9 protein-coding genes are annotated in these 11,878 nt (G+C 61.8%); 3 read left to right on the top strand and 6 right to left on the bottom strand.

Annotation, left to right across the window (positions count from 1 at the left end; all coding sequences use genetic code 11):
- Positions 1-51: 51 nt before the first annotated feature.
- Genes xylB through HX805_RS31600 form a run of 5 tightly spaced genes read right to left on the bottom strand, consistent with a single transcriptional unit; the run spans position 52 to position 6,044 of the window.
- Positions 52-1,527, bottom strand: coding sequence for a xylulokinase (gene xylB / locus HX805_RS31620; protein WP_177082080.1), 1,476 nt, complete (start codon positions 1,525-1,527; stop codon positions 52-54).
- A gap of 1 nt (position 1,528) precedes the next feature.
- A complete protein-coding gene (locus HX805_RS31615) occupies positions 1,529-2,521 on the bottom strand; it encodes a LacI family DNA-binding transcriptional regulator (RefSeq protein ID WP_177082079.1) in 993 nt (330 codons plus the stop codon).
- A gap of 21 nt (positions 2,522-2,542) precedes the next feature.
- Positions 2,543-3,484: an ABC transporter substrate-binding protein gene (locus HX805_RS31610; RefSeq protein WP_003209710.1), complete on the bottom strand. Its 942-nt coding sequence runs from the start codon at positions 3,482-3,484 to the stop codon at positions 2,543-2,545.
- A gap of 33 nt (positions 3,485-3,517) precedes the next feature.
- Complete coding sequence (locus HX805_RS31605) at positions 3,518-4,486, bottom strand: hypothetical protein (RefSeq protein WP_003209708.1); 969 nt, start codon at positions 4,484-4,486, stop codon at positions 3,518-3,520.
- 25 nt (positions 4,487-4,511) lie between these two features.
- Positions 4,512-6,044 (bottom strand): sugar ABC transporter ATP-binding protein, encoded by a 1,533-nt coding sequence (locus HX805_RS31600; RefSeq protein ID WP_008430405.1) that lies wholly within the window; start codon positions 6,042-6,044, stop codon positions 4,512-4,514.
- 409 nt (positions 6,045-6,453) lie between these two features.
- Between HX805_RS31600 and HX805_RS31595 the strand changes: the two genes are divergently transcribed.
- Genes HX805_RS31595 through HX805_RS31585 form a run of 3 tightly spaced genes read left to right on the top strand, consistent with a single transcriptional unit; the run spans position 6,454 to position 9,455 of the window.
- Entirely contained in the window at positions 6,454-7,809 is a 1,356-nt protein-coding gene (locus HX805_RS31595) for a HAMP domain-containing sensor histidine kinase (RefSeq protein WP_087692323.1), read from the top strand.
- Positions 7,794-8,177 (top strand): response regulator, encoded by a 384-nt coding sequence (locus HX805_RS31590; RefSeq protein ID WP_008430409.1) that lies wholly within the window; start codon positions 7,794-7,796, stop codon positions 8,175-8,177. Before HX805_RS31595 ends, HX805_RS31590 begins: the two co-directional genes overlap by 16 nt.
- Positions 8,178-8,186: 9 nt before the next feature.
- Positions 8,187-9,455 carry an EAL domain-containing response regulator gene (locus tag HX805_RS31585; protein ID WP_177082078.1) on the top strand — a complete coding sequence of 423 codons (1,269 nt, stop codon included), beginning with the start codon at positions 8,187-8,189 and terminating at the stop codon, positions 9,453-9,455.
- Here HX805_RS31585 and HX805_RS32740 read toward each other — a convergent pair.
- Complete coding sequence (locus HX805_RS32740; protein ID WP_371132487.1) at positions 9,436-10,071, bottom strand: methyl-accepting chemotaxis protein; 636 nt, start codon at positions 10,069-10,071, stop codon at positions 9,436-9,438. The genes HX805_RS31585 and HX805_RS32740 overlap by 20 nt on opposite strands.
- Between the last annotated feature and the right edge of the window lie 1,807 nt (positions 10,072-11,878).

Genomic DNA, 11,878 nt, shown 5'->3' with positions numbered 1-11,878 from the left:
GGAACCAATAGCAGCCGTTACCCAAATAACGGATATACACCCAAAACTTCCCTAATCGTGCAAAGCCTTAGCCGCCCCCAACAACCCCCGAAACTTCAAATATCGCGCCTGCAAAACAGCCTGTTGAGCGCCGTCCGGGAAAAACCGTTGCTTCACCGGCATCCCCGCCTGCAACAGCGCCGCACCCTGGCCGCTCGACAGGAACCCCAACTTCGCTGCACCAATACACGCCCCCAACTCACTGCCATGCAACGTATAAATCTCCCGCCCAAGAATATTGGCCAACAACTGCGCCCAATACTCACTGCGCGCCCCACCACCCACCAACGCACAAGCCCCCACCGTGGCCCCGGCCGACTGCACTGCATTCAATGCATCCAGCAACCCGAACCCAACCCCTTCCATCACCGCATACCCCAGCATGGCCGGCGTGCAGTCATGCCCCAGGCTCATGAAACCACCCCGCAACAACGGGTCGTTATGGGGCGTGCGCTCCCCCGCCAAATACGGCAAAAACAACGGATTGGAAACCGGCACGCCCTGCCCGATCGGCAACTCGGCGTGCACCCGATCCAGCAACGCCTGCTCATCAACCGACCCCGTCAACCGCGTCACCCACCGCAAGCAACTGGCCCCGGCCAGCATGGCGCCCATGGTGTACCAGCGATTAGGCAACGCATGACAAAAACTATGCACCGCACTCGCCGGATTCCCCGCCGAGTGATCAGTAATCGCCACGATGGCCGCACTCGTACCGAGGGTGATAAACGCATCACCCGCATTCACCGCCCCTATGCCCACCGCCGCCACCGGGTTGTCCCCGCCACCGCCGGCAATCACCAGGCCCTCGGCCAAGCCCAGTCGCCCCGCCGCAGCCGCATTCAAACAAGCACTGGCCGCGCCACCTTCTACCAGCCGTGGCATCTGCGCCCATCGCAAACCCGTGGCCTGCAGCATCGGTTCAAACCATTCACGGTTGGCCACATCCAGCCACAACGTCCCCGCACCATCGGACACATCACTCACGCGCTCACCACTCAAGCGCAGGCGCAGGTAGTCCTTGGGCGACAGCACGCAATCAATGGCGTTGAATACCGCCGGTTCATGCTCCTGCAACCACAGCAGCTTGGGCGCCGTGAGACCGGCCATCGGCAAGCTGCCGGTGACGTCGGCAAACTCACTGCCCAAGGCTTCAGCCTGGGCCATGGCACGGGAGTCATCCCAGAGAATCGCCGGGTACAACACCCGGTCGTCTTGCCCCAGCAACACCGCCCCGTGCATCTGCCCGGACAACCCGATGCAGCCGACACGGCCGTAGGCATCCGGCTGATCAGTGCGCAGTTGGTCCAGGGCCTTCAGGCATGCTTGCCACCAGTCCTCAGGCGCCTGCTCGGACCAGCCTGTGTGCGGGCGCGAGACTGTCAGCCGCGCGCCCGCATGGGCGAGGACGTTGCCTTGCTCGTCCATCAGGATCGCCTTGAGTTCCGAAGTGCCGAGATCAATGCCAAGGGAAACCGCGTTGTTCATATCAGGGGCAGCCGCATGAGTTACGAATCTTCAGGGTGGGCGCGAGCCGCACGCTGTGTGTTTTACGCTTGGGCGACGCCATGCGCTCAAGCAGCAGTTTGACCGCCCGGGCGCCGAGTTCCTGAACCGGCTGTGCGATCAGGGTCAGGCGTGGCACAAAGAAATCCGCCCAGTCAAAATCATCGAAGCCCACCAGGGCCATCTGCCCGGGCACGTCGATATTCGCATCACGCAAGGCGTGCATCGCGCCCAGGGTCATCAGGTTGTTGCCCGCCATGATTGCCGTGGGCGGTGTGTCCAAGGCCAATAACTGCGCGGTCGCTTGCCGTGCCGGCTCGCTGCTGGAACCACCGTTGACCAGCAATTGCGGGTCAAACACCAACCCTGCCGCCTGCAACGCGGCTTGATAGCCGGCCACGCGCTCATCGGAAGTGCCGAGCCCCGCGCGCCCGGAAATAAAGCCGATGCGCCGGTGTCCATGGCCGATCAAGTGCGCCACCAGGGCCTGGGTCGACTGGGTGTTTTCCACCCCGACCTGATCGAAACGATCACACATCATCCGGTCCACCAACACCGCCGGCACTTGATTGGCCTGCAGGTATTCCAGGGCCAGCGAACCGGTAGACGGCGCCAGCAGAATGCCGTCCACCCGCCGATGGTGCAGCGTCGTGACTACGCGCAATTCCTGCTCGGGATCGTCGTGGGTATCGACAAACAACATCATGTAGCCGTGCTTGGCGCACTCGGTTTCAATCGCGTGCACCGTTTCGCTGAAGTAGTGGTTGGACAGCGCCGAGATCGCCACGCCAATCGTATTGGTGGTGGACCGCGCCAGGGAACGCGCCAGCGTGTTGGGGATGTAGCCCACCTGCCGGATCGCGTCCTGCACCGCTTGCACCGTGTCCGGGCTGACCTTGCGGGTGCCGTTCAAGACGTGGGAAACCGTCGACGTCGACACCCCTGCAATTCTTGCCACATCCTCCATGGTTGCCACGGTGCTCACTCCTGGGTGCTTTTAATGTTTGCTTGACCAACCGGCGTAGGAACCGACGTTATCGCGGGTGATCAATTTTGGCGCCAGCAGGGTAACCGCTTCGGCGGGTTGTTTGTCATTGAGAATGTCATTGCCGACATTGACGGCGGTCTGGGCCATGGCCCACGGGTCCTGGCTGGCGGAGGCCTGGATCAGGGTGTCGGTCTTCAAGGCATTCTCGATGTCCGGCGCGCCGTCCACGGAGGTGATGATGATGCCGCTGCGTTTCAGTTGCTTGGCCGCCAGGTCGCTGCCGATGGCTTGCGGGTCGTTGATCGCGAACAGGCCGTCGATTTTCTGGAAGCGCGTCAGGTAACCCTGCATCACGTTCAAGCCACCTTCGCGGGAGCCCTTGCCGTCCTGGTCGTCCGACAGCACCTTGATCTCCGGGGCGCTGGCCAGCGCGGCTTTGCAGCCTTTGACCCGATCGGTCACGGCGGTGACTTGCGGGCCGTTCTGAATGATCACATTGCCCTTGCCCGACAGTTTGTCGACGATGAACTGGCAGGCGAGCTTGCCGGCCTCGACGTTGTCGGTCTGCACCGTGGCATTCACGCCCTTGGCGTCGACGTCCACGGCCACCACCACGATCCCGGCGTCGCGGGCTTTCTTGATCGCCGAGGCCATCGCCGACGGGTCGACGGCGTTGAGCAGGATCAGGTCGACCTTGGACGAGATGAAGTTGTCGATCTGCGAGAACTGCTTGCTCAGGTCATAGTCGGCCGACACCGAGGTGACTTTCACCGCCGGGTTCAGCTCCTTGGCCCGCGCCGTGGCACCGTCGGCCAGGGTCACGAAATACGGGTTGCCCAGGGACCCCATGCTGATGCCGATGGCTTTCAGTTCACGGGCTTGCACCGCCTGGGACATCAACACGGCAACGCCCAGGGAGGCGACAACAGGAAACATGCGTTTGAAGTTCATGATGACTCTCTTGTGATTGTTGTTTGAGTGAAATCAGGTCCGTGCACCGGACTGGCGATAACGATCCAGCGCTACCGCGCCAATGATCACGATGCCCTTGATGATGTACTGCCAGATATCCGAGACGCCCAGCAGCACCAGGCCGTTGGTCAATACCGCGATGATCAGCGCACCAATCAGCGTGCCGCCGATGGTGCCGACGCCGCCGGTAAAGCTGGTGCCGCCGAGGATCACTGCGGCAATCGCATCCAGCTCATAGGATTGCCCCAGTTGCAGGCCATTGGCGGCGAACAGGCGTGACGCGCTCATCACCGCGCCCAACCCGGCCAACGCACCGGACATGGCATAGACGAACAGCAGGACCTTCCACACCTTGATCCCCGACAGCCGCGCCGCTTCCGGGTTGCCGCCCACGGAGTAGATTTGCACCCCCATCACCGTGCGCCGCAGGATGAACCACGACAGCGCAATCACGGCTACGGCAATGATCACCAGCCAGGGCACGCCCAGCACCGAATCGTTGCCAATAAAGGCAAACGGCAAATCAGGGTTGAACACGGTTTTATCGTCGGCCAACAGGCGTGCCAAACCGCGCATGGCGGTCAGCGCGCCGAGCGTGACGATAAACGGTGGCAGGCGCATGAAGGCGATCAGGCCGCCGTTGACCAGGCCCAGCAACAGGCCGAAGCCAACCCCGGCGGCAATCCCGAACATGCCGAACTGCGGTGACATCGACGCTTGCAACGCAACCACAGCCGAAGCCGCAAGAATCGCTCCCACCGACAAGTCGATGCCCGCCGTGAGGATCACAAAGGTCATCCCCGCCGCCAGCACCACGTTGACCGACGCCTGCTGGGTGATGATCGACAGGTTCTGCACCGTCATGAAGTTTTCGCTGGCCAGGGCAAAGCCCACCAGCAACAGCACCAGCACCGGCAACATGCCCACCGTGCGCATCAGTTCGCGAATACGCTCAGCCTTGCCGATCGTTGCCACAGTCATGGTGTTGCTCCCGCTTGTCGTTGAATTAGCCATGGGCGGCCACCTGCTCGCTGCCGGTGGCGAGGTCGATGATCGCCTCCTGGGAAATATCCAGCCCCGATGCCCCGCCCACTTCGGCCACCAGTTGCCCTTCGCGCATGATCAGCACGCGGTCGCAGGTGCCGATGATTTCCGGCAGTTCGCTGGAGATCACCACGATGCCCACGCCGGCCTTGGCCAACTGGTTGATGATGCGGTAGATCTCGGATTTGGAGCCGATGTCTACGCCACGGGTGGGCTCGTCGAGGATCAGTACGTGGGGCTTGACCTCCAGCAGTCGGGCCAGCAGCACCTTCTGCTGATTGCCGCCGGACAAGCTGCCGACATTGACCTTGCCCGACGCCACGCGGATCGACAGGGACTTGATCGCATCGCGTGAGCGTTGTGCGGCGTGGCCACGGTCGAGCACGCCACCGGCATGGGCATCCGGCACACACGCACAGACGTTGATGTTGTCGGCCACGCTCATGTCGAGAAACAGACCCTGGGCCTTGCGGTCCTCGGTGAGGTAGACGACACCGGCACGAATCGCATCCGCCGGGTTGCGCAGTTGGGTCACGGTTTTGCCGACCACCTCCAGGGTGCCAGAGGTCCGTGGGTCGGCGGCAAAGATCAGCCGTGCCAGTTCGGTACGCCCGGCGCCCACCAGGCCGGCGATGCCCAGCACTTCACCGGCGTGCAGGTCAAAGCTGCAGTTGCGCACGCGCTTGCCGTCGGCCATGTCACGCACGCGCATCACCACCTGGCCGGGGTCGTAGGCCGCATGTTCCTTCTTGTAGAAACCTGACAGGTCGCGGCCCACCATCATCTTCACCAGCACTTCGGCCGACAGCACGTCCCGCGCCAGTTCGCCGACGTACTCGCCGTCCCGCAGTACCGAGACCCGGTCCGACAGCTCGTAGATTTCCGCCATGCGATGGCTGATGTAGATGATCGCCAGGCCCTGGCTGCGCAGCTGTTTGATCAGCGCGAACAGGCGGTCGGTCTCCCGGGAGGACAGCGGCGTGGTGGGCTCGTCCATCACCAGGATTTTTGCGTGGGCATGCAAGGCCCGGGCGATTTCCACCAGTTGGCGCTCGGCGATGGACAGGCTGGCGACGCGGGTGGTGGGCAGGAACTCCGCACCGAGCCTTGCCAGCACCTCGGCCACCCCGGCTTCCATGCCCTTGCGGTCGATGGTCCAGCCACGGCGCAGTTCACGGCCCAGGTAAATGTTCTCGGCCACCGTGAGGTTCGGGCACAGGCTCAGTTCCTGGTAGATCACGGCAATGCCGAGGGCTTTGGCGGAGGCTGGGTTGTAGCTGGCGACGGGCTGGCCATCGATGCGGATGGTGCCGCCATCATCGGCCTGGTAGGCACCGGAGAGGATCTTCATCAAGGTCGATTTGCCGGCGCCGTTCTCACCCATCAAGGCGTGGATTTCACCGGGGTAGACCTTCAGGCTGACGTTCTTGAGCACCCGCAGACCGTTGAAGGTCTTGCTGATGCCCTGCATTTCAAGCAAGGGTTCAAGGCTCATGACTGAGCTCCTGGTTTTATTATTGTTGTGTTCGGGCGTTTGCCGATGGCAGTCATCGGCAGACCTGATTGCTGCCGACTCTAATCAGATACATTTGCTTACGCAAGCGCTTGCGTCAGCCGTTTATCGTTTGATTAAACGTTTCACCTGATGAATAAATGTTCATCCAGCGACCTGGAGTGACTAATTGCAGATAAAACCGCCGTTTTTCCACCTTCACCTATCCGATTGAGTGTTTTTCTAAAAATAACACCGCGTTTGGCCACTACGATCCCTGTCGGTTGCGGTTTATCTGCTATCGTCCAAAGACCTCATCTCCTCCTCATCGCGCGTGCGCGATCTTCTGTGAGCATGCTCTGCGGCGCCGCCTTTGGCAGCGTCGGGCCTGAAGTTCACGGAACACTGCACCATGGACAACTCTTCAGTCGACAGCCCGGCGGAGCCGCAATCCCGGGCTGAAAAAATCGTCGAATTCAAACGCCAGAAAACCCTGCTCAAGGCCGGCGCCTTGCAAGATGCGATCTTCAACAGCGCCTACTTCTCCAGCATCGCCACCGACGAAAAAGGCGTAATCCAGATTTTCAACGTCGGCGCCGAACGCATGCTTGGCTACGCCGCCGCCGATGTGCTGAACCGCGTCACACCGGCCGACATTTCCGACCCCGCCGAGCTGATCACCCGCGCCGCTGCCCTCAGCCTGGAACTGGACACACCGATCACGCCGGGCTTTGAGGCCCTGGTGTTCAAGGCCTCCCGGGGCATCGAAGACATTTACGAACTGACCTATATCCGCAAGGACAACAGTCGCCTGTCGGCCATGGTGTCGGTGACCGCCCTGCGCAACCGCAACGACGCGATCATCGGCTACCTGCTGATCGGCACCGACAACACCGCGCGCAAGCAGGAAGAGGCGCAACGCAAAGGCTTTGAGCGCGCCCTGGAAGAGAAGAACCTGGAGCTGGAACACGCCAGCCACATGAAGTCCGAATTCCTCGCCACCATGTCCCACGAACTGCGCACGCCGCTGAATGCGGTGATCGGTTTTTCCGAGGCGCTCAAGGACGGCCTGGTGGGCGACATGAGCGATATCCAGCGCGAGTACATCGGCGATATCTTCACCAGCGGCCAGCACTTGCTGTCGCTGATCAACGACATCCTCGACCTGTCCAAGGTCGAGGCCGGCATGATGGACCTGGAACTGGAAGCCGTGGAGTTGGCCGGCCTGTTGGCCAACAGCCTGCTGATCGTGCGGGAAAAGGCCGCATTGCAGCGCATCCAGTTGAAACTCGAAAGCCCGGACGACTTCGGCGCGCTGGAACTGGACCTGCGCAAGACCAAGCAGATCATCTACAACCTGCTGGCCAATGCGGTGAAGTTCAGCGAGCACGGCGGCTCCGTGACGCTCTCGGTGCGCGAGGTGAATCGTGGGCAAGTGGGGCAGATTCCAGGCGACTGGCCCACCCACGGCTTTGCCCTGCAGCCCAGCGAACATCAACAGTTCCTGGAATTGAGCGTGAGCGACACCGGCATCGGGATCGCCCGGGACGACATGAGCAAGCTGTTCAAGGCCTTCAGTCAGATCGACAGCAGCCTGGCGCGCAAATTCGAAGGCACGGGCCTGGGCCTGGCGATGGTCAAGCAACTCACCGACCTGCACGGCGGCAGTGTCGCCGTGGCCAGCCGCGAAGGCGAAGGCGCGCGGTTTGTGGTGTGGCTGCCGCTGCACCGTGCCGCAGATGCGGAGGCCCCATGGCCGAAATCCTGATCGTCGAAGACAACGAGGCCAATATGCGCCTCGCCCGCCTGTTGCTGGTGAACGCCGGCCACAGCGTGTTGTGGGCCGCCGATGCCGAGACCGGGCTGACCCTGGCCCGGGAAAAACAACCGGCATTGATCCTGATGGACATCCAGTTGCCGGGCATGGACGGCCTGGCAGCCACGTCACTGCTCAAGCAGGACCCTCATACCGCGCACATCCCGGTGATCGCCCTGACGGCCATGGCCATGAAGGAAGACCGTGACAAGACCCTGCGGGCCGGCTGCGATGCCTACATCATCAAGCCCCTGCGCTACAAAGAGCTGTACCAGGTGATCGACACGCTGCTGCAAAAGAACATTACTCCCTCGACTTGAGTCCTCTCCATGGCCAGCCAACCCGCAACGCTGTTGATCGTTGATGATGAAATCCAGGTGCGCAAGCTGCTGGAAACCCTGCTGCGTCACGAGGGTTACCAGACCGTGAGTGCCGCCAGTGGTGAAGAAGCCTTGCAGATGGTGGCGCAACGGCCGCCGGACTTGATCCTGCTGGACATCATGATGCCGGGCATGGACGGCTATGAAGTGGCCAACCAGCTCAAGGGCAACCAGGCCACGGCGAACATTCCGATCATCATGCTTTCGGCATTGAGTGAGTCCAGCGCGCGGCTCAGTGGCCTGGAAACCGGTGCTGAAGAATTCATCAGCAAGCCGGTGGAGCGGGTCGAGTTGTGGCTACGGGTACGCAACCTGCTGCGGCTCAAGGCCCACGGCGATCGGTTGAAAAACCATAGCCAGTTGTTGGAGCAGCAACTTCAACACCACCAAAATGAGTCCTCGCGGTTGAATGTGCATGACCTGGCGCGCCTGGACCTGGAAAAAGCCCTGCGCCTGGCGGTCGAGCGCGAAGAATTCGTGCTGCATTACCAACCCAAGGTCGAACTGGCCAACGGTCAGGTGTGCGCCCTCGAGGCCCTGCTGCGCTGGGACCGGCCCGGTTACGGTGCGGTGTCTCCAGCGGTCTTCATACCGATCCTGGAAAGCCAGGGCTTGATCGTCACGCTCGGGCGTTGGGTGATCGACAACGTGTGCCGCCAGATCGCAGCGTGGCAATCCGGCACGGTGGGCGCGGTGGAGGTATCGGTCAACGTTTCGGGGCATCAATTGATCGAGGGTGACCTGATTGCCGATATCGCCCAGTCCCTCGCCCAGGCCGGCGTGGAAGCGCATTGGCTGGAAGTTGAATTGACCGAAGGCTCGCTGATGGAGAACACCCAGCACACCATCGCCAGCTTGCAGCGCCTGCGGGCGATGGGGGTGAAGATCTCCATCGACGACTTCGGCACCGGCTATTCCAGCCTGGCCTACCTGCGGCGGTTCCCGATTGATACGCTGAAAATCGATATCGCGTTTATCCGCGAAGTCACCAGCAACCCGCAGGACGCGGCTATCACCCGCACGATCATCGAACTGGCCCACAGCCTGAAGCTGCGAGTGGTGGCCGAAGGCGTGGAAACCCAGGCGCAGCTGGAGTTTCTGCGGGAAGCCGGCTGCGATCAGATCCAGGGGTATCTGTTCAGCCGGCCTTTGCCGATGAAGGAGCTGGAGCGCCTGCTGCTGGATAAGCGCAGCCTGGTCAGGCCGCAGCCTCACTGACTTCGAACAACCCCACCAGCTTCTGCAACTTGTTGGCATTGACCCGCACGGTTTCCGCGCTGGTCTGCAACACCCCTACGGTCAGGCGCATTTGCTCCGAAGAGTGGCTGACCTGCTTGATGGTCTTGCCATAGTCGAGGCTGCGGGCGTTGAGCTGCTGGATGATGCTGAACATGCTCTCCACCGCCTGGTGCAGGTGCACGTTCTCCGAGGAGGCGTCCTCGGCCAGGCGCAGGCTGCTGTCGACGTTGGTCACGCCGTTTTCCATGAAGCCTACGGCCTTGCGGGTTTCGCCTTGCAGGCCCTCGACCATCTGGCGAATGTCTTCCGCTGCCTTGGAAGTGCGTGACGCCAGGGTGCGGACTTCGTCGGCCACCACCGCAAAACCGCGGCCATGCTCGCCCGCCCGCGCCGCTTCGATGGCCGCATTCAGGGCCAGCAGGTTGGTCTGGTTGGTGATGTCGCTGATCAACCCGGTGATGTTGCTGATCTGTGCCATGCGGCTGTCCAGCAGTTGCACGCTTTCCGAGGAGCGCTGCACCACATCGCGAATCGACTGGGTGCCGACCTGTACCGCGAGGAATTGCTCGCGGGCCCGGCTGACCACCTCGTCCATGGCCTGCTTCATTTGCTCGGCGCTCACCGAGGCTTGCTGGATTTCTCCCAGTTGCTCTTCAACGATGATCATCATGCGGTGGGTCGCGTCGGCCACTTCATGGGACATCAACCCGGCCGCCTCGCTGCGGCCGAGCATCAATTGGTTGGTGTTGCCAACGCTGTGGCTGGCCTTGACCACCTGGCCGACCACCGAATCCAGGCGGTCGATGAAGCTGTTGATCCAGCGGCTCATGTCGCCGGTTTCGTCGTTGACCATGCGCCCGCTGTCCAGGCGTTGGCGCAGGTTGCCCTCGCCTTCGGCAATGGTGCGGATGACCTCGGTCATTTCATTCAGGCGTGCGGCCAGGCGCCTGGGGCCCAGGCGGCTGAACAGCAAGGCCGCGACGACCATGCTCAGCACCTCGCACGCATCGGTCCAGGCGGCGGGCAAACCACTGTAGTGACGGACCAGGAAGTTGCAGGCAAACAGGCCGGCCATGGTCGCCAGATAGGGCTTCATCAAACCGTGGCTCAGGGAGCGCCGGCGGTAGACCTCTTCCAGGTCGGCCTCGCACATCATGCCCCAGCGATCCGGCGAGCCCGGCAGTTCGAAGGTCACGCCCTTGCCCACCACCGGGATGTGACGGTAGTCGGAATAGCCGGGATAGGTGACAAACAGGTTCGAGCCCTTGCGGATGGTTTCCCGCACGCCGGGGTGCAGTTGTTGGGTGGCGGGGTCGATAAACCGCAATTCCAGCTCGGTGTGGCGCTGGATCTGTACGGTTTTCCAGGGTGTGTGCACGCCGCTCTTGAGATTTTCACCGTGGGTGAAGGTGCCGTCCTCGAAGCGTGAGCGGGACAGCGCAATGCCCGGCTGCAGCGCCGGGTCGAAGCGCGATTGCACCATGAACAGGTAGTTATCGCCGGACTCGGGGAAGATATGCCCGGCCTCGCGCTGGATCAAATCCCCGAGTATGTCGTTGGGCACCCGACCGCAGAGGCAGCCGACCACCCTGCCCTCGCGGGTCAATGGTTGGTAGAACATCAGGGTCACTTCGTCATGGAAGCGCGAAGACGAAGGGCCGATCTGCAAGGTCAGCGGGTCGCTGTAGGGACCGTGGAGGAATGGCGCCTTGAGCCCGGCGGCCAGGGCTTGTTGATTGAGCGCGCGGTGACTGGCCTGGCTCCAGGTACTCGCCAGTAATTCGCCCTTTGGGTCGACGATAAACAGCTCGGAGAAATCCCCGGCCTGGTGCAGTTTTTCCAGCAGCAGGCTGTTGTCGGTGAGCACGGAATCGCGGGCCAGTGTCGTGGCCAGTTCGTTGAGGTGTTCCCACTGTTCGCGGGTCCAGGTTTGCAGGAGTTTGACCCGGGTTTCGGCAATGGCCTCGAAGGTTTGCTCCATCACCGGGTACACCGCGCGGTTGAGGCGGCAGGACCAGCCCATGGCGAACTTGCCGGTCTTGCCCCACCAGGGCAGCCAGCTTTTCTCGGCGGAAGATAACTGCATCGTGCTGCTCGACAGGCTGCTCATGGCGGACTCCGGGAGTGATGTCTAATTGCCATATTTCAAGGCAATTAATGCGCCAATTAGCTAGCTTGCTATTGATTAGGCTGTTTGGCCTGCCATGCGGGTCAACGGGAGCGAGCTTCCTCGCTACAAAAAGCTGCATGCAATCAAGAGCATGCACCAGCGGGTGGCAGTGAGATCGCTTGTCGGGTGGGATGTCCCAGGGGGGCCGTGGTTTTCGAGATCGAATATCGGCGGAATTTTGGGGGCATATCCGTTATTTAGGTAATGGCGGCTTATGGTTTCGCTCTTACAG

It is taken from the genome of Pseudomonas sp. G5001 (assembly GCF_013385475.1).
Taxonomy (GTDB): domain Bacteria; phylum Pseudomonadota; class Gammaproteobacteria; order Pseudomonadales; family Pseudomonadaceae; genus Aquipseudomonas.
The sequence above is the reverse complement of the archived record's forward strand: the minus strand, read 5'-3'. Positions and strand labels throughout refer to the sequence as shown.